Origin of the sequence: Streptosporangium sp. NPDC006930 (assembly GCF_040635605.1) — a bacterium.
In the GTDB taxonomy this organism is placed as follows: domain Bacteria; phylum Actinomycetota; class Actinomycetes; order Streptosporangiales; family Streptosporangiaceae; genus Streptosporangium.
This window is the reverse complement of record NZ_JBEYID010000019.1, coordinates 1-17,350: the sequence shown is the minus strand read 5'-3', so window position 1 is coordinate 17,350 and position 17,350 is coordinate 1. Positions and strand designations below refer to the sequence as shown.

The following is a 17,350-nucleotide window of genomic DNA, read 5'->3' as shown; positions in this document are numbered from 1 at the left end:
TCACCGCCCTCCGCGGGGGGAGAAGAACGGCAGGAAGGGAGCAGTGGTCCCGGCGACCCCGCTCGCCTGTGACATGGCGAGCAGGACGCCCGCGCCACCCGTCGCCAGGTCCATGGAGATCCGGAAGCCCCTGGTGCCGGTGAACGCGAGGTGCCCCCGGAAGGAGACGGCGTGCTCGCACAGGTCCCGCAGCCGCCGGTCCTCCGCCGTGTCGTCGTCCGTCCTGCCGTTCGTCCCGTCGTCGGGCGTGCCGTTCGCGAGCCGGGAGAGTACGGCCACCTGTCCGGCCATGCCGCGGAAGAGGTCGGCCTGCAGCGAGACGCGCGTCCGGCAGGCGCGCAGCAGGCCGGGGAGGCTCGCGCGGACCCGGTCGTCCTCTCGGTGGGCGAGGAGTTCGGCGGCGACGAGGGCGATGCCCGCGCTGCCGACGTCGAGGTAGGGCATCGTGCGCACGCCCGCCTCCTCGACCACGAGCCAGTCGTCCGCGGTCGTCACGCACCGGTCGAGGTCCAGCCCGACGGCTCGGGCGGCGTGGTCGAGGAGGGCTGGGTCGCCGGTCCGCTCGAACAGCCGGACGAGGAAGAGGGCCACTCCGCACCAGCCCCGCATGAGGCCGGCCTCCAGCGGGCGGGTGGGGGCAGGGAGCCCTGGGCCGCGTGCCGTGCCGGGGTCTCCGCGTTCCACCGCGTCGGTCAGCCGGTCGGCGACGGCCAGCGCCGCGGTGAGGTGGTCCTGCCTGCCCCGGGTGCCCGCGAGGTGCGTCAGCGCCGCCCCGATGCCCGCGTACCCGGAGAACATCGAGATGTTCGCGCGGTCGGGCACCGGGTGGCGGTCGAGCAGCTCGGCCGCCTCCTGCGTATATCCCAGGTGGTCGAGGACGTAGGCGATGCCGGCCGTACCGTCGTAGAAGCCGGGGCGGCGCGGTCTGTCGCGCCGCACGGCGTCGACCAGCCACCTCTCGTGCTCCGGATGCCTGCCGTGGCCGGTCACCTCCAGGGCCCACAGCACCCCGGCGGCGCCGTAGGCGAACCCGAGCCCGCCGGAGACGAACTGGTGCACGTCGCCGGGGAACAGACGGTCCTCACGTTCGGGGGTCGCGGAACTCAGGATTCCCCTGGCCAGGGACTCGCGCACCGCCCGCCAGTCCACGGCGGGGGCGTCCGGACCGGCGGGCCCCACCTCCACCTCCACCGGCTCGGCGGCGGGGGTGTTCGGGAGCTTCCGCGAAGGGGCGAGGTGGGAGAGGATCGTCTCGGCCCAGCCGGCAGGAACCGGGAAGTTGTCGCACATCGTGCGTACGAGCCGGTGGACCCGGTCGGGCCGCAGTGCGGTGATCTTGCTGAACGGCAGGAACATGGTGAGGCGCAACGCGGCGAGGGCGTACAGGTCGCGGGCCACACCGTTGGTGTCCCGGCCGGCGAAACCGGTCGCGGCCAGTCCCGGCCGCCAGTCGGTGTCCGCGATATCGAACGCCAGTTCGAAATCGACCAGGGCCACCGTCTCGTCGGGCCGGACGATGACGTTGCCCAGGTGCAGGTCGCCGAAGACCACCCCGCGGGCGTGTATCTCGGCGATCAGCGCCTCGACGCGGTCGGTGATGAGCACGGCCCTGCGGGTGTAGGACTCGATGTCCTCGGCCGTGGGCTCGGCCATGACCACCCATGGATGGGCGGTACCGCACCACACGTTCAGGGGCTGCCCCTCGACGTACTCCTCGACCAGGAAGCGGTGACCCGCCACGTCGAGCTCGTCGTACAGGGCGGGGACCCCGGGGATGCCGCGCAACGCGGTGAGGGCCCAGCTCTCGCGTTCCATCCTCGTCGTCGCGTCGTGATGGTTGGCGTCCACCGCCGCGTGCGGGCGGGCCTCCTTGAGCACGACCTGGCTGTCGTCGGTGCGGCGGGTGGCGAGGTAGACGCCCCCGGCGTTGGAGAAGTGCAGGGCCCGGCGCACCAGGTAGGGGAGCTCGGCGCCCGCGCCGTCGCGACGGGAGTCCAGGTGCGGCTGGAGGAAGCCGGGCAGTTCCACCCACTTCGGCGGGTCGAAGAACGGCCTGCGCCGGTCGGGCAGCAGGGTGCCGTCGGGGTGACGGATCGCGAAGACGGTCTCGCCGTGCTCGTCCACGCACGTCATCTCGGTGAAACCGCCGTAGCGGACGTACAGCGGGCCGTCGCCCCAGCGCAGGTCGCTGAGGATGTACGGACCCTGCTCGCCCTCCAGTTCCGCCGACAGGTCCGTCAGTACGGCTCGCAACTCCTCCTCGTCGCGCGGGTAGACGGTGACCAGCTTTCCGCTGGAGCCGCGCGGTGAGTACTTGGCGTTGAAGACGAGCAGCATGTTGCGGTCGCGCAGGTGTTTGAAGGGGATGCCGCGCTCGACGCAGTAGTCCCAGGCGGCGGAGCAGAGCCGGTCGGCGTTCTCCAGTGTCGCGGACAGGTGGACCTTCCAGCCCTGCTCTGCGGTGGTCTGGCCCTGCGGGCGCAGGGACACCCAGACCCCGCGCTCCTTGCGCACCCACCCTTCGGGAACGGCCGTGCCCGACACGGTGAACGCGTGGTCCCGGATGAAGCCCACCCCACCCGACCAGCGCGTGGGCTCCTCGAAGAAGAGGGGGTCGGCCAGGGTGTAGATCTGCATCATGTCCTGCACGCGTGGTGCTCCTCGCCCGTGTTCTTCGCTCCCGCGCCGTCCCCGCCGCTCTCGCCGTCCCCGTTGCTCTTTTTGTCCGCTTTGCTCTCGCGGTCTCCGTTGCTTCCGCCGTCCGTGTCGCTCTCGCCGTCGCCGGAGAGGGACACGCGCAGCCGCTCCAGAAGGCCGATCATCGTCGACAGCGGGGGCGCGCCCGCCGCGTCCTGGCGTCCGGTGGTCAGGCTCCTCGTCGCCCGTACCGGTGCCACCACGACGTTGCGCCGCTCGGCGAGGGTCCGCAGATGGCCCCGCAACGTGGGGTTGTCCAGCGCCCCGGGGGGCAGCGAGGGCGCCAGCGCGATGGGAGCGGAGGTGCACTGCAGGGACAGCAGCGCGGGGGTGTCGGCGAGCCCGAGCGCGAGCCTGGAGATGAAGTTCACGCACGCCGGATAGACGATGACGCTGTCACTCCACTCGGTGAGCCGCACGTGCAGCGCGTCCGGCCGCGCCTCCTCGGGCCACCGGTCCCGCACGACCTCCCGGCGGACGAGCACGCTCAACGCCTCCCCACTCACGAAGCGCTCCGCGCTCGGGGTGAGGACGACCTGCACCTCAAGGTCCCGGTACGCCGTGATCAGCCAGTTGAGCCAGAACGGCAGGTACATCGCGGCGATGGCGCCGGTGCCGATCACGAGCAGGCGCTCGCCGCCGAACTCGGGGGGCCGGCGGTCGGCCGGTGTGTCGGTCACCGCGCGTACTCCTTCGGGCTCGTGGCGGGCTTCGGCCTGGTGACGAGCCACCTGAGGTGGTGGATGAGCGCCCTGATGCCCCGGGGGCGCTCGGCCTCCGGCCCCCGGACCAGCCGGGTGAGAACATCCGCGCCCTGCTTTTCCCACATATGCCGATAAATGGCGTAGAAATGCACGTCCCAGAGGCATCCCCGGAAGAACATGTGCTTGGGGAGGGTCGCCTCCTTGGGAATGAGGTCACCGACCCAGCCGATCCGGTCGATACTGGCGTCCGTGGTGACGAAATATACTTTTCTTATATCTTCCCAGGTGGCGAACGCGTAATTCACGAGAAGCATCATCGCCTCGCCGCCGAGGCCGTATCTGGCCTTGTCGGTGTCGGTGAATATGCCGACCTGGATGTGTCCGGCCGGGTCCATCTCGTGCAGGGTCCCGAACCCGACGGTCTCCCCGCTGTGCCGCAGCTTGATCGCGAAAATCGCGGAGATGTCCTGCTTTTTCAGCTGGTCAACGAATACCTTGAGCGGCGGCATGCTGTGCAGTCCCAGGCCGAGAAGGAGCTCGTAGAGGGCGACCCCGTCCGACGGGTCGGCGATGGTGAGCGCCGTCCGCTGAGTCTCGACATGGGGAATGAGCACGACTCTGTCACCTTGAATTCTTTCGGCGGCGATGGTTTCCGGACCCGATGGTCCCGTGGGATCGAACCGTCCTGAGCTCGTCGATATATGGACACTAGGTTTGGCGTTCCCGGGTCGTCAACGTTTCGCTATCCGGGGCTATGAGAAAGCGGCGCGCCCGTGAAATGCGGAATCGTTATCCGGCGTTGTCTCGCCGGCGGGACGGGGCAGCCAGCCGAGTTCCTGAGCCCGCAACGCCAGCTGAAACCTGCTGGTCGCGCCCGCCGACCGCATCAGCCCGTTGACCTCGCGCCTCACCGTCCGTTCCGCGACGCCCAGCCGGGCAGCGACGCCGCCATCGGTCAGCCCCTCGGCCAGGAGGCTCAGCACGGCGCCGCGCCGCTGCCGGGACCCGGTCTCCTGAGGTGGTGGCACGTGCGCGGTGCTCCACAGGTGGCCGAAGATGGCCAGCAGCGTGGAGAGGTGACCGGCCCGCGTCACCAGGGTCACGGGCGCCACCTCCCCCGGTGGGGGCCGCAGGCTCAGCAGCGCCACCCGCCGGTCGGCGATCACCACCGACAGGGGGGCCGAAGGCAGCGTCCTGGTCCGGGCGTGCCGGGGATCGAGGGAAGGGGCCGCGAGAGGTTCGCTCTCCTCGCCGCCCCCGGCGCGCACGACGGACACCGGGCAATTCCCCTCGACGAGCAGCTCTCCCACCCGGCCGGACAGGAAGCGCCCCAGCGGATCGTCGGAGAGCACCACCAGGACTTCCCGATACCGGCTCTCCGCCATCCGGGAAAACACTTCACGCAGTTCCTGTGGTGTGATTATCCGATCCTCGCTGCTGTTTGTATCGGCGTGGCGCATGAAAATATAATGTCATGGCTAAAGTCTCGGGACCGTCGTCGTTTCCGACTTATGGAAACGCCGGGGATGGCCGTTTTAGGACAGGCCGTTGCGCATTCCGGGGTTCCATAACTATGTTTCGTCAGCGGAACGGCCGGGATTAACGCCTTTATGGCGCTTTCGCTCGTCATCGTTTTTCGGTGTAGGTGTCACGGTGCAGGCTCCGTGAAATCCGTGGAATGCGCGCGGTTCACCCTCCGAAGTCGGCGAGGGCGGCGGTGTGCCAACGAGGAAGACCCGGCCGGCCCGGGGCCGCCACACGGCCGGTCTGACTTTCGAGCCCTCGAAGGAGGTGTCTTAATGGACCTGTCCAACATTCTTGAGCTGCAGGAGATCGACGTCGCACCCGAGTACGCCGATCTCCCCAGTAGCACCATCAGCAACAGCACCTGCTGATTCCCCCGTGTTCGCGGGGGGCGGACCTGTGCCTCCCCCCGCGTTCGCGGTCACCGGCACACCCGGTGGACGCGGATCTCGTGGCCGGACGCCGGGTGCCCTCCTCAAGGCGGGGCACCACACTCCGTGACGGGCCGCGCGACCGCCGATGAGACGGCGAAACGCGCCGCGATCCTTTCTGACTTTCCCTTGCCTTGTGCCCCGAGAAGGGGCCGTGTTCAATTGGGCCCCATGAGCGACATCATTCTGGCGTGCGAAGGACTGCGTAAACGTTATGGCCAGATGGTCGCGGTCGACGGAGTCGGTTTTTCCATTGCGGAGGGCGAGGTCTACGGCCTGCTCGGTCCGAATGGGGCGGGAAAGACGACGACGATTTCGATGATTGTCGGAGTTGTCGAGCGCGACGAGGGCACGGTTCTCATCGACGGGCAGCCGCACGACGCGCGGAACACGAAGACGAAAGCGCTGATCGGTTACGTGCCCCAGGAGCTCGCGCTTTACCAGGATCTCACGGCACGTCAGAACCTCTGGTTCTTCGGGCAGTTGTACGGCCTGCGAGGACGCCAGGGCAGGAGCAAGGTGGGCGAGGTGCTTGAGACGATCGGGCTGGCCGACCGCGCCGACGAGGCGGTCTCCGCCTACTCGGGAGGCATGGCCCGCCGCCTCAACATCGGGATCGGGCTGTTGAACCGGCCACGCCTGCTGATCCTGGACGAGCCGACCGCCGGAGTCGACCCGCAGAGCCGCAACTCCATCCTGGAGAGCGTGCGGCGCCTGACGGGGGAGGGGGTGGCCGTGCTCTACACCACCCACTACATGGAGGAGGCCGAGCGGCTCTGCGACCGGGTCGGCATCGTCGACGAGGGCCAGATGAAGGCCGAGGGCACCCGCCGCGAGCTGGTGGACATGGTGGGGGAGAACGACCAGGTGGTCCTGCAGGTGGACGGCGACCTGGACCGCGTGAGGCGCGCGCTCACCGGGCTGCCGCAGGTCCGCAAGGTGAGCGGCGAGGGCCCGCACATCGAGCTGCTCGTCGAGGGGGCGAGGGCGATCCTGCCCGGGATTTTCGAGGTCGTGGCCGGCCAGGACGCGGCGATCCGGTCCGCGGAGGTGCGCGAACCCGACCTGGAGGCGGTCTTCCTGCACCTCACAGGTAAGGCGCTTCGGGACTGAGTGGGACGGGGCCTACGGTGCGTGGAATGATCATCATCCTGCTGAAGGACCTGCGCCAGCGGGCGAAGGACAGCACCCTGATCGTTTTCGCGATCGTGCTGCCGCTGGGCATGGCGTTCATCCTCAACGCGGTCCTGGGCGGAGCGGGCGGCGACTTCACGGCCCGCTACGCGGTGGCCGACGCCGACCGCGCCGCGGGCGGCGGGTTCGTCCAGCAGGTCCTTGAGCCCATGCGCGAGTCGGGCATCGTGACCCTGCGGCCGGTGGCGACGGCCGAGGAGGGACGGGCGCTGACGCAGCGCGGCGAGGTGGAGGCCACCTTCGTCATCCCCGCCGGCTTCTCCGCCGACGTGCGGGCGGGACGTGCCACCACCCTGGAGATCATCGGAAGTGTCGCCGCGCCCGTCGCGGTCCAGGTCGCCCGCGAGGTCGGGCAGGCCTACGCGACCGGGCTGCGCTCGGTCCAGCTGGCCGTGGCCGTGGTCTCCCCCTCGGGGACGGCGCCGGACGCGGAGCGGGCCGCCCAGCTCGCGGAGCGGGCCGGTGCGCTCCCCGTGCCGGTGTCGGTGCGCGAGGACGCCTCCGCCGTGCGGCGGCAGCTGGACGTCACCACCTACTACGCCGCCGGCATGGCGATGTTCTTCCTCTTCTTCGCCGTCGTCTTCAGCATCACCAGCGTCTTCGACGAGCGCAGGGCGGGGACGCTGACCAGGATGCTGGCCGCCCCGATCTCCCGGCCGGCGATCGTGCTGGGCAAGCTGCTCAGCGGCGTCCTGGTGGGCATCGTGAGCATGACGATCCTCGTCGTGGTCACCACCCTCGTCATCGGCGCCCGCTGGGGCGATCCGCTCGGCGTGGCCGCGCTGGTGGTCTCCGGCGTGCTCGCCGCCACCGGGCTGATGGCCGCGCTCGCCACGTTCGCCCGTACCGCAGAGCAGGCGTCGAACTGGCAGTCGGTGGTGGCGATGGTGCTGGGCATCCTCGGCGGGGTGTTCTTCCCCGGCGCGCAACTCGGCGGGCTCACCGCGCTCGGCTATCTCACGCCGCACAAGTGGTTCATGCAGGGGCTGGCCGACCTGGCCGGCGGAGGGTCGGTGCAGGCCGTGGCGGTCCCGGTCGCGGCGCTGCTCGGCTTCGCCGTACTGGGTGGCGCCCTCACCCTGTTCCGTGTCGGAAGGATGGTGCACGCGTGAAGGCCCTCGCCATAGGGATGGTCAACCTCCGCCGGGTCTTCAGCGACCGCACCAACATCTTCTTCGTGATCGTCGCGCCGTTCCTGATGGTCTTCGTGCTCGGGCAGATGTTCGGCGTCGACCAGCAGCTGAGACTGGGCGTGGTGAGCGGCCCCGGGCCGTTGACCGAGCAACTGGTCGGGGCACTGGGCTCCGGCGAGCGCGTCACGGTCGAAAAGGCCGGGGACGAGTCCGAGCTGCGCACCGCGGTGGAGCGCGGCGAGCTGCGGGCCGGCGTGGTCGTCCCGGCCGACTACGACGCCCGGATCCGCGAAGGCGGCCAGGTCGAGGTGCGCTACCTGACCCGGCAGCAGGATCCGGGAGCGGCCGAGATCGGCACCTGGGTCCGCTCCGTCGTCCCCCAGCAGGCCGCCCTGCTGCGGGCCGCCCGCTTCGGGCAGCAGGAGGGGGCGGGAAGCTTCGACGAGAGCCTGAGCAAGGCGGGGCAGGCGAGCGTCGCCGAGGTCCAGGTGCGCGTCACCACCACGGGCCGGAGCCTGTTCCCCGAGGGGTTCAACCCCTTCGCCGCCTCGGCTCCGCCGCTGCTGCTCCTCTTCACCTTCCTCACCTCGCTGACCGCCGCGATCGGGCTCGTCGAGACCCGGCTGCTCGGAGTGGCGCGCCGGATGTACGCGACCCCGATCTCGGCCCGCGCCATCGTCGCCGGAGAGGCACTCGGACGGATGGTCATAGCGCTGACACAGGCGCTGCTGATCATGCTCGGCTCCGCGCTGATCTTCGGGGTCGACTGGGGCGACCCGCTGGCGGCGGCGGCGCTCGTCGTCGTCTTCTCCCTGGTCGGGAGCGGGGCCGCCATGCTCCTGGGGTCGGCGTTCAAGACGCCGGGAGCGGTGATCTCCGTCGCCATGATCCTCGGACTGGGGCTCGCCGCGCTCGGCGGCTCCATGCTGCCCCTGGAGTCGTTCGGCGGCGTGATGCAGGTCGTCGCCCACCTGACCCCACACGCCTGGGCCTACGAGGCCTTCGCCGAACTGGTCAGGAACGGCGGCACCATCGTCGACATCCTGCCCCAGTTCGGTGTCCTGAGCTGCTACGCGGCGGTCCTGTTCGCCCTCGGCGTCTGGCGTCTGCGCCGTGTCCTCACCCGGTAAAGCCGAGACCATTGGAGATGACATGCGTTTCCTGCCCGATCGGGAGAACATCACTGCCGCGGTCCTCGGCCTGGGATACGTCGGCTCGTGCGTCGCCGCCGTCCTGGCCGACCGCGGCGTGAACGTGATCGGGGTGGACACCGACCCCGTGCTCGTCGAGGAGCTCAACGCCGGGCACTGCCGGTTCAGCGAGACCGGGCTGCCCGAGCTCGTGGCCCGCCACGCGGGCACCGGCCGGCTGCGCGTCACCACGAGCTACGAGAGCGTCTCCGAGGCGGACGTCGTCATCGTCGCGGTCGGCACGCCCACCGGTGAGCGCGGGGTGATGAAGGAGAGCCAGCTGCGCGGCGCCTGCGAGGAACTGGGCCGGCACATCAGGCCGGGCCAGCTCCTGGTCTTCAAGAGCACCGTCCCGCCGGGGGTGACCCGCTCGCTCGCCCTGCCGCTGCTGGAGCGCGGCGGCCTGGTCTGCGGTGAGGACTTCGGCCTCGCCTTCTGCCCGGAGCGCCTCTCCGAGGGGACCGCGTTGCGCGAGCTGCTCAGCTTCCCCATCATCGTCGGCGGGTGGTGCGCCGACAGCACACAGGCGGCGGTGACGTTCTGGCGCGGGGCCGTCGGGGTGGAGGTGATCCCGGTGGCCTCCCTGGAGGCGGCCGAGATGGTCAAGCTCGCCGACAACTGGTGGATCGACCACAACATCGCCCTGGCCAACGAGCTCGCCCGGCTCTGCGCGGCGCTGGAGGTCGACGTCCTCGACATCATCTCCGCGGCGAACTCGATCCCCAAGGGCAACGGCAACGTCAACATCCTGCTGCCGAGCGTGGGAGTGGGCGGCTCCTGCCTGACCAAGGACCCCTGGATGGTCTGGCGAGCCGCCAGGCAGCGCGGCATCGACCTGCTGACCATCCCGGCCGCCCGCGAGGTCAACGACTCCATGCCGCACTACACCAGTGACCTCATCGTGCAGGAGCTGGCCAAGCTCGGCAGGTCGCCCGTGGGCGCGAAGGTGGCGGTCCTCGGGCTCGCCTTCAAGAACAACACCGGCGACCTGCGCGAGACACCGGTCAGACCGGTCGTGGAAGAACTACGCAAAGCGGGCGCGGAGGTGAGCCTGTACGACCCGCTGGTCGACGGAGACGAGGCGGAGAAGCTCTTCGGGCTGCCGAGGGCCTCCTCGCTGGAGGAGGCCGTGCGCGGGGCCGACTGCCTGGCGGTGCTCGCCTGGCACCGGGAGTTCGAGGACATCGACCTCGCCGCGCTCCGCGAGCGGGTCGCCCCCGCGTGCGCGGTGGTCGACGGCCGCGCCTACTATCCGCGCGAGACCATAGAGCTGCTGCGCGGGGCCGGGTTCGCCTACCGCGGGATCGGGAGGTAGGGGCCGTGGCGAACGTGGTGGTCACAGGCGGTCTCGGTTTCCTCGGCGGTCATCTCGCCGGCGCCCTCGCCCGGCGCGGGGACGAGGTGACGGTCTTCGACGCGGGGCCGCCCCCGCCCGGCCGCGACGGCGACTCCCCCCGCCATGTCGACGGCGACATCAGGGACGCGGGGGCGCTCGCAGGTGCGATCACCGGCGACGTGGACACCGTCTACCACCTCGCCGCTGTGGTCGGCGTCGACCGCTACATCGACCGGCCGCTCGACGTCATCGACATCAACCTGTCGGGGACGAAGAACGTCCTGGAACTCGCCGAGAAGGCCGGTGCCCGGGTCGTCCTGGCCAGCACCAGCGAGGTGTTCGGCAAGAACCCGGCCGTCCCGTGGGCCGAGGACGACGACCGCGTCCTCGGCAGCACCGCCACCGACAGGTGGAGTTACTCCTCCAGCAAGGCGCTGGCCGAGCACCTGACGTTCGCCTACATGCGCCAGCGCGGACTCGACGCCACCATCGTGCGCTACTTCAACGTCTACGGGCCCGGCCAGCGGCCCGGCTTCGTGGTCAGCCGCAGCGTCCACCGCGCCCTGCGCGGCCTGCCGCCGATCCTGTACGACGAGGGCGGGCAGACGCGCTGCTTCACCTTCGTCGACGACGCGATCGAGGCCACGATCGAGGCGGGCACCGCCGCCGCGGCGCTGGGGGAGTGCTTCAACATCGGCAGTTCCGTCGAGACGACCATCCGCGCGGTGATCGAGCTCGTGGTGGAGCTGACGGGCGGGGACGAGGCGGTCCCCGTCGACCCGCGCGACGGCTTCGGCGACGCCTACCAGGACCTGTCGCGGCGCGTTCCCGACACCTCCAAGGCACTCGCCGTGCTCGGATGGCGCAGCACCACCACCCTGCGGGACGGCCTGGCCAGGACGATCGACTGGGCGCGGGCCAACCCCCGGTGGCTGGAGCAGCCCGACAGCGGTTCCACCTGACCGGCGGCCGCGGGACGGCGCAGGCTCCCTGGCGAGGATGCCGATGACGGGTTGACGATCGGCTACGACCTCGGGGCACAGGCTCATGGCGGGCGGGGAGGGGCGCCCGCGCCGCGGGCTCGGGGCACAACCGCTGCCGGACGCCTCCGCTCAGAGGCAGGCCGCGCGGGTCGCGGCGACGACCGCGTCCACCGCCCGGTCGTCGAGGTGAGGGCCGATCGGCAGGCTCAGTACCTCGTCGGCGAGCCGCTCGGCCAGCGGCAGCGATCCTGGCGGGTACCCCTCGCGGGCGTAGGCGGGGGAGAGGTGCACCGCGATCGGGTAGTGCACGAGCGTGCCGATCCCGGCGGCGGCGAGCCGCTCCTGGAGCTCCCGCCGGCGGGCGGTGCGCACCACGAACAGGTGCCAGACCGGCTCGGCCCACGGGGCCGGCACAGGCAGCAGCAGGTCGCCCACGCCTTTGAGCTCGTCCAGGTAGCGCGCGGCCACGGCACGGCGGCGATCGTTCCACTCGTCCAGCCACGCCAGCTTGACCCGCAGCGCGGCGGCCTGCATCTCGTCCAGCCGGGAGTTGGCGGCCACGACCTCGTGCCGGTACTTCTCGCGGGCCCCGACGTTGCGCAGCAGCCGCACCCGCGCCGCCAGCTCCGCGTCCCCCGTCACGACGGCGCCGCCGTCGCCGAGGGCGCCGAGGTTCTTGCCGGGATAGAAGCTGAACGCGGCGGTGGAGCCCGACCCCACCCGGCGGCCGTGCTCGCGGGCGCCGTGGGCCTGTGCCGCGTCCTCCAGGACGCGCAGGCCGTGCCTGGCCGCGATCCGCTCGACGGCGCCCAGGTCGGCGGGGTGGCCGTACAGGTGCACCGGCATGATCACCTTGGTGCGGGGGGTGATCGCCTCCTCGATCCGCGCGGGGTCCAGGGTGCAGGTGCGCTCGTCCGGCTCCACCGGCACCGGCCGCGCGCCGACCCTGGAGATCGCCACCCAGCTCGCGATGAACGTGTGGGACGCGACGATCACCTCGTCGCCCTGGCCCACGCCCATCGCGCGCAGGGACAGCTCCAGCGCGTCGCAGCCGCTGCCCACCGCCACGCAGTGCGCGTTGCCGCAGTAGGCCGCGAACTCCGCCTCGAACGCCTCCAGCTCGGGACCCATGAGATACCAGCCCGAGCTCAGCACCCGCTGGAGTGCCGTGTCGAGGTCGTCCCGCAACTCCTCGTACGGGGCCCGCAGGTCGAGGAAGGGGACCTTCACGCCCCGCTCCGCGCGTCTCGCAGGAACTCGTCGTAGTCGCGGTAGTAGTCGCCCTCGTCGTAGGGCTCGGAGACCAGCCACAGACCGACCGTCCCCGGTGCGAAGTCGACCATGTCCCGCCAGACCATCGGGGTCATGTAGAGCCCCAGCCGGGGGTGGTCGAGCACGAACGTGCGCCGGTTGAAGCCGTCGTCCACCTTCACCTCGAAGCGGCCGTGCACGGCTATGATCAGCTGCCGCAGGCGGCGGTGGCCGTGCCCGCCGCGCCGGGTGCCCGGCGGCATGTCGAACATGTAGTAGGCCCGCTTGACGTCGAAGTCGATCTCCTTGCCGGACTCGACCACGCACAGGCTGCCCCGAGGGTCGACGATCTCCGGAAGCTCGACGAGGCGGCATGGCTCGACCCTGCCGACCGCGAGGTCCTCGTCGCCGTTCACAGAAGAACTCATCGAGCCTCCACCCTCCCTCGGACGAGGGGTCGTTCCGCCCCGTCCCGTCTCGCCAGCGGGACAAACGCTATTTTTCGAGAACCCGGCGGTCAAGTGATTCTCGGCGCCTTGGGAGCCCTCGGGAAGAACGAATGCAATGGACTAACGAGATTTATATAATTACTCTCCGGCGAAGGCCGTGCGATCCAAAGACCGGAGGGTCGGAATATGACCAGCCTCCCCCAGATATCACATTCTCTGCGCCGGGAGAATAACGAATTCAGAGCCCGCCTCACGAAATCGTCCATGGCCAGGGACAGCGCCGTCCTGCCGCTCGCCGAGTTCAGGGAGTGGTTCGCCGAACGTCACCGCACGGAGCGCGCCGAGGTCACCAGGATCCCCTTCGCCGACCTCGACGGCTGGAGCTTCACGCCGGGCAGCGGCAACCTGGTCCACCGCAGCGGACGGTTCTTCTCGGTGGAGGGGCTGCGGGTCAGCACCCGCTCGGACCCGGCGGAGGGCTGGTCGCAGCCGATCATCAACCAGTCCGAGATCGGCATCCTCGGCATCCTCGCCAAGGAGATCGACGGCGTCGTCCACTTCCTCATGCAGGCGAAGATGGAGCCGGGGAACGTCAACTCCGTGCAGCTGTCGCCCACGGTGCAGGCCACGCACAGCAACTACGTCGGCGTGCACCGCGGCGCGGGCGTGCCCTACCTGGAGTACTTCATCCGGCCCCGGCCCGGCAGCGTGCTCGTCGACGTGCTCCAGTCCGAGCACGGGTCCTGGTTCTGGTGCAAACGCAACCGCAACATGGTCGTCGAGGTGACCGAGGACATCGAGGTCCGCGACGGCTTTCGCTGGCTCACCATCGGCCAGCTGCAGGAACTGCTGCGCGTCGACAACCTCGTCAACATGGACTCCAGGACCGTGCTCGCCTGCGTCCCCTTCGACGGCGCGACCCTCGCCGACGGCGACCGCGAGGATTGCGAGGACTTTCTGGGAGCGCTGCGCCGCTCGGTGGTGAGCGGCGGGGCCGCCCTGCACACCACCTCCAGCCTGCTGAGCTGGTTCACCGCGGCGAGAAGCACCAAGCTCGTCGACCGCTGGTGCGTGAACCTGGAGCAGGTCACCCGCTGGAAGCGTTCCCGCGACGAGATCGCCCACGAGGAGGGAAAGTACTTCACGGTCGCCGCGGTCGCGGTGAGCGGGGCCGGCAGGGAGGTCGGCTCGTGGAGCCAGCCCCTGTTCGTGCCGGTGGGTCAGGGCGTGGTCGCCTTCGTCGTCAAGCGGATCCACGGCGTGCTGCACGTGCTGGTCCACGCCAGGATGGAGGGAGGTCTGCCGGACATGGTCGAGCTGGCCGCCACCCTGCAGTGCGCGCCGGAGAGCTACGAGGGGGTGCCCGCCGACCGGCGCCCGTACTTCATGGACTACGTGCTGAACGCCGACCGCTCCCGGATCCGCTTCGAGTCGCTGCTGTCGGAGGAGGGCGGACGTTTCATGGGCGCGGTGATCAGATACCTGGTGATCGAGGCCGACGACGACTTCCCCGTCGAGGTGCCCGAGGACTACACCTGGGTCACCGTCGGCCAGCTGTCCGGGCTGCTGCGGCACAGCTACTACCTCAACGTCCAGGCCCGAACGCTCGTCGCCTGCCTGCAGGGACTCTGGGGAGGAGAGCGTTGACGACGACCTCACCCGTACGCATGGGCGTGCTCTCCTGCGCGGACATCGCCTGGCGGCGCACGCTCCCGGCGATGACGGAGGCCCCGGCCGTGCTGCCGGTCGCGGTCGCCAGCCGCGACGCGGCCAAGGCCGAGACCTTCGCCCGGCGCTTCGGCTGCGACGCGGTGACCGGGTACGGAAACCTCCTGGAGCGCCCCGACGTGGAGGCGGTCTACATCCCGCTGCCCACCGGGCTGCGCGCCGAGTGGGTCGACCGCGCGCTGCGGGCGGGCAAGCACGTGCTGGCCGAGAAACCACTGGCCACCAGCCGCGCCGAGGCCGAGAGGCTGCTCACCCTCGCCGAGGAGCGCGACCTGCTCCTCGTGGAGAACCTCGTCTTCCCGCACCACTCCCAGCACGAGGAGGTGCGCCGGCTGCTCGACGGCGGGACGATCGGGCGGCTGCGCTCCTTCGCCGGTGACTTCGGCATCCCCCCGCGCGACCCCGGCGACTTCCGCTACCGGCCCGAGCTCGGAGGCGGCGCCCTGTTCGAGGTCGGCGTCTACCCGATCCGCGCCGCGCGGCTCTTCCTCGGCGACGACCTCGAGGTCTGCGGCGCGTTCCTGCGCTACGACGCCGCCAGCGGGGTGGACGTCGAGGGAAGCGCGCTGCTGTGCTCGCCCGCAGGCGTCACCGCGCAGATCCGGTTCGGGTTCGAGCACTCCTACCGCAGCTCGTACGCGCTGTGGGGCTCGGAGGGGTCGATCCTCCTGGACCGCGCCTACACCCCTCCGGACTCGATGCGCCCCATCGTGCGGATCGAGCGGCAGGACCTCCTGCAGGAGCGGACGCTCGCCGCCGACCGCCAGTTCGTCAACATCCTGGAGTCCTTCGCGCGATCCGTGAGGGAGGGCGGCGGCCAGGCCGAGCACACCAAGCCGGCCCTCGCCCAGGCCGAGCTCGTCGACGCGATCCGCGAGCGGGCCCGGCGGATAACGATATGACCGCCAAAAGCGAGGAAAGTGGCCGCCGGCCGCGTCCCCGTGTCCTGATAAAACGCTCCCGCGCCTCTTTGTTTCGTACGCAGGCGGCGGGCCGCGATGCGATTTACAGCTGATTCACCCTGTGCCATCCAGAATCGAGGAGCAAAGTATGTCTGCCACGTCGCGGTGCCGTGTCTGCGCCGGATCCCTCGCTGAATTCTTCGACTTCGGGCGCCAGCCGCTCTCCGACGCGTTCGTCCGTTCCGACGATTTCGCGGACGAATTCTTCGTGCGGCTCGCCGTCGGGATATGCGAGTCGTGCACGATGGTTCAGCTGATGGAGGAGATCCCCCGCGACCGCATGTTCCACGAGGACTACCCGTACGTGTCCTCGGGTTCGGCCGTCATGCGCGCGCACTTCGAGAAGCTGGCCAGGCGGCTGCTCGCCACCGAGCTGACCGGCGAGGACCCGTTCGTGGTCGAGCTCGGCTGCAACGACGGGGTGATGCTGAAGGCGATCGCCGACGCCGGGGTGAGGCACCTGGGGGTGGAGCCGTCCGGAGGGGTGGCGGAGATGGCGCACGCCAAGGGCATCCGCGTCCGCAAGGACTTCTTCGAGGAGACGACCGCGAGGGACATCCTCGCCACCGACGGCAGGGCGGACGTCATCTACGCCGCCAACACCCTGTGCCACATCCCCTACATCGAGTCGATCCTGCGCGGGGTGACCGCGCTGCTCGCCCCGACCGGCGTCTTCGTGTTCGAGGACCCCTACTTCTCCGAGATCGTCGAGCGCACGTCCTTCGACCAGATCTACGACGAGCACTTCTACTTCTTCACCGTCCGCGCGGTCCAGGCGATGGCCGCCCGCTTCGACCTGGAGCTCGTCGACGTCGAGAGGCTCCCGGTGCACGGCGGCGAGGTCCGCTACACGCTGGCCCACGCGGGCGCGAGGACGCCGACGGCCGCGGTGGCCGAGCTGCTGGCTGACGAGAACAAGCGCAACCTCGCGGCCATGCCCACGCTGAAGGGCTTCGCACGCAACGTCGAGCGGATCCGCGACGACCTCGTCGCCCTGCTGCGCGACCTGCGCGACGACGGCAAGCGGGTCGTGGGCTACGGGGCGACCGCCAAGAGCGCGACGGTGACCAACTACTGCGGCATCGGCCCGGAGCTGGTCCCGTTCGTCTGCGACACCACAGTCGCCAAGCAGGGCAAACTCACCCCCGGATCGCACATCCCGGTTCGTGAGCCCTCGGCGTTCGCCGAGCCGTACCCCGACTACGCGCTGCTGTTCGCCTGGAACCACGCCGAGGAGATCATGGCCAAGGAGCGCGCCTTCCGCGAGGCGGGCGGCAAATGGATCCTGTACGTGCCCGAGGTCCACGTCGTCTGATCGCCCGCGCCCGGCCTCAGCCCGCCGTGTCGCGGTGTTGGGCGGTGAGTCTTTCCAGTTCGGGGACGAGTTGGTTGGGGCCGGGGGTGGTGAGGGTTTCCTGGCGGAGTCGCTGGGCGGCGTGGGTGTGGGATGGGTCGTTGAGGAGGCGTAGGAGGTGTTCGCGGACGCTGGGTCCGGTGGCCTGGCTGCTGTGCAGGGTGAGGCCGGCGCCTTGCTGGGCGAGGAGTCGGCCTTTGAGGGGGGCGTCGAACATGTCGGCGAGGATGAGTTGGGGGACGGCGTTGACGAGGCTGGTGGAGAAGGATCCGCCGCCGCCGTGGTGGATGATCGCCGAGCAGGTGGGGGCGAGGGCGTGCAGGGGGACGAAGGAGACGAGGCGGGTGTTGGCGGGGACGTGGTGGAGTTCGGCCTGTTGTTTTTCTGGGAGGGTGGCGATGATCTCGAGGTCGA

16 protein-coding genes are annotated in these 17,350 nt (G+C 70.2%); 9 read left to right on the top strand and 7 right to left on the bottom strand.

The features are described from left to right. From lanKC to ABZ664_RS28470, 4 genes are all read right to left on the bottom strand, one after another. Nucleotides 1-2,640 carry a class III lanthionine synthetase LanKC gene (gene lanKC / locus ABZ664_RS28485; RefSeq protein WP_362516588.1) on the bottom strand — a complete coding sequence of 880 codons (2,640 nt, stop codon included), beginning with the start codon at nt 2,638-2,640 and terminating at the stop codon, nt 1-3. Continuing rightward, on the bottom strand, nt 2,637-3,377 hold the full coding sequence (locus ABZ664_RS28480) for a flavoprotein (protein ID WP_362516292.1): 741 nt from the start codon (nt 3,375-3,377) through the stop codon (nt 2,637-2,639). Before ABZ664_RS28480 ends, lanKC begins: the two co-directional genes overlap by 4 nt. Beyond that, nucleotides 3,374-4,015, bottom strand: a complete 642-nt coding sequence (locus tag ABZ664_RS28475; RefSeq protein WP_362516290.1) for a GNAT family protein — start codon at nt 4,013-4,015, stop codon at nt 3,374-3,376. The genes ABZ664_RS28480 and ABZ664_RS28475 overlap by 4 nt, the downstream gene beginning before the upstream one ends. A gap of 138 nt (nt 4,016-4,153) precedes the next feature. Continuing rightward, nucleotides 4,154-4,786, bottom strand: coding sequence for a helix-turn-helix transcriptional regulator (locus ABZ664_RS28470; RefSeq protein ID WP_362516288.1), 633 nt, complete (start codon nt 4,784-4,786; stop codon nt 4,154-4,156). Between the two features lie 414 nt (nt 4,787-5,200). Between ABZ664_RS28470 and ABZ664_RS28465 the strand changes: the two genes are divergently transcribed. The 6 genes from ABZ664_RS28465 (at nt 5,201) to ABZ664_RS28440 (ending at nt 11,171) form a co-directional block, all read left to right on the top strand. Next, nucleotides 5,201-5,296, top strand: coding sequence for a class III lanthipeptide (locus ABZ664_RS28465; protein WP_350946092.1), 96 nt, complete (start codon nt 5,201-5,203; stop codon nt 5,294-5,296). 231 nt (nt 5,297-5,527) lie between these two features. After that, on the top strand, nt 5,528-6,469 hold the full coding sequence (locus tag ABZ664_RS28460) for an ABC transporter ATP-binding protein (RefSeq protein ID WP_362516285.1): 942 nt from the start codon (nt 5,528-5,530) through the stop codon (nt 6,467-6,469). Nucleotides 6,470-6,495: 26 nt separating this feature from the next. Next, nucleotides 6,496-7,662 carry an ABC transporter permease gene (locus tag ABZ664_RS28455; RefSeq protein WP_362516283.1) on the top strand — a complete coding sequence of 389 codons (1,167 nt, stop codon included), beginning with the start codon at nt 6,496-6,498 and terminating at the stop codon, nt 7,660-7,662. Further along, nucleotides 7,659-8,813 carry an ABC transporter permease gene (locus ABZ664_RS28450; protein WP_362516280.1) on the top strand — a complete coding sequence of 385 codons (1,155 nt, stop codon included), beginning with the start codon at nt 7,659-7,661 and terminating at the stop codon, nt 8,811-8,813. The genes ABZ664_RS28455 and ABZ664_RS28450 overlap by 4 nt, the downstream gene beginning before the upstream one ends. Before the next feature lie 22 nt (nt 8,814-8,835). Next, nucleotides 8,836-10,188, top strand: coding sequence for a nucleotide sugar dehydrogenase (locus ABZ664_RS28445; protein WP_362516278.1), 1,353 nt, complete (start codon nt 8,836-8,838; stop codon nt 10,186-10,188). Between the two features lie 5 nt (nt 10,189-10,193). Then, complete coding sequence (locus ABZ664_RS28440; RefSeq protein ID WP_362516276.1) at nt 10,194-11,171, top strand: NAD-dependent epimerase/dehydratase family protein; 978 nt, start codon at nt 10,194-10,196, stop codon at nt 11,169-11,171. 150 nt (nt 11,172-11,321) lie between these two features. Here ABZ664_RS28440 and ABZ664_RS28435 read toward each other — a convergent pair whose 3' ends face one another. Both ABZ664_RS28435 and ABZ664_RS28430 read right to left on the bottom strand, forming a co-directional pair. Then, a complete protein-coding gene (locus ABZ664_RS28435; protein ID WP_362516274.1) occupies nt 11,322-12,422 on the bottom strand; it encodes a DegT/DnrJ/EryC1/StrS family aminotransferase in 1,101 nt (366 codons plus the stop codon). Then, complete coding sequence (locus ABZ664_RS28430; RefSeq protein ID WP_362516272.1) at nt 12,419-12,871, bottom strand: FdtA/QdtA family cupin domain-containing protein; 453 nt, start codon at nt 12,869-12,871, stop codon at nt 12,419-12,421. Before ABZ664_RS28430 ends, ABZ664_RS28435 begins: the two co-directional genes overlap by 4 nt. Nucleotides 12,872-13,156: 285 nt before the next feature. On the opposite strand from ABZ664_RS28430, the gene ABZ664_RS28425 reads away from it, so the two are divergent. From ABZ664_RS28425 to ABZ664_RS28415, 3 genes are all read left to right on the top strand, one after another. Next, nucleotides 13,157-14,539 carry an NDP-hexose 2,3-dehydratase family protein gene (locus tag ABZ664_RS28425; protein ID WP_362516270.1) on the top strand — a complete coding sequence of 461 codons (1,383 nt, stop codon included), beginning with the start codon at nt 13,157-13,159 and terminating at the stop codon, nt 14,537-14,539. Further along, on the top strand, nt 14,536-15,522 hold the full coding sequence (locus ABZ664_RS28420) for a Gfo/Idh/MocA family oxidoreductase (protein WP_362516268.1): 987 nt from the start codon (nt 14,536-14,538) through the stop codon (nt 15,520-15,522). The genes ABZ664_RS28425 and ABZ664_RS28420 overlap by 4 nt, the downstream gene beginning before the upstream one ends. A 148-nt stretch (nt 15,523-15,670) precedes the next feature. Then, entirely contained in the window at nt 15,671-16,897 is a 1,227-nt protein-coding gene (locus ABZ664_RS28415; protein WP_362516266.1) for a class I SAM-dependent methyltransferase, read from the top strand. A 16-nt stretch (nt 16,898-16,913) separates the two neighbouring features. Here ABZ664_RS28415 and ABZ664_RS28410 read toward each other — a convergent pair. Further along, the coding region (locus tag ABZ664_RS28410) for a nucleotide disphospho-sugar-binding domain-containing protein (protein WP_362516263.1) at nt 16,914-17,350 on the bottom strand (437 nt) is incomplete at its 5' end.

Bases quoted from the DNA above. Each gene is read 5' to 3' on its own strand.
- ABZ664_RS28470 (WP_362516288.1), bottom strand. From the start codon at position 4,786: ATGGCGGAGAGCCGGTATCGGGAAGTCCTGGTGGTGCTCTCCGACGAT.
- ABZ664_RS28445 (WP_362516278.1), top strand. From the start codon at position 8,836: ATGCGTTTCCTGCCCGATCGGGAGAACATCACTGCCGCGGTCCTCGGC.
- ABZ664_RS28430 (WP_362516272.1), bottom strand. From the start codon at position 12,871: ATGAGTTCTTCTGTGAACGGCGACGAGGACCTCGCGGTCGGCAGGGTC.
- lanKC (WP_362516588.1), bottom strand. From the start codon at position 2,640: ATGATGCAGATCTACACCCTGGCCGACCCCCTCTTCTTCGAGGAGCCC.
- ABZ664_RS28415 (WP_362516266.1), top strand. From the start codon at position 15,671: ATGTCTGCCACGTCGCGGTGCCGTGTCTGCGCCGGATCCCTCGCTGAA.
- ABZ664_RS28460 (WP_362516285.1), top strand. From the start codon at position 5,528: ATGAGCGACATCATTCTGGCGTGCGAAGGACTGCGTAAACGTTATGGC.
- ABZ664_RS28465 (WP_350946092.1), top strand. From the start codon at position 5,201: ATGGACCTGTCCAACATTCTTGAGCTGCAGGAGATCGACGTCGCACCC.
- ABZ664_RS28455 (WP_362516283.1), top strand. From the start codon at position 6,496: ATGATCATCATCCTGCTGAAGGACCTGCGCCAGCGGGCGAAGGACAGC.
- ABZ664_RS28425 (WP_362516270.1), top strand. From the start codon at position 13,157: ATGGCCAGGGACAGCGCCGTCCTGCCGCTCGCCGAGTTCAGGGAGTGG.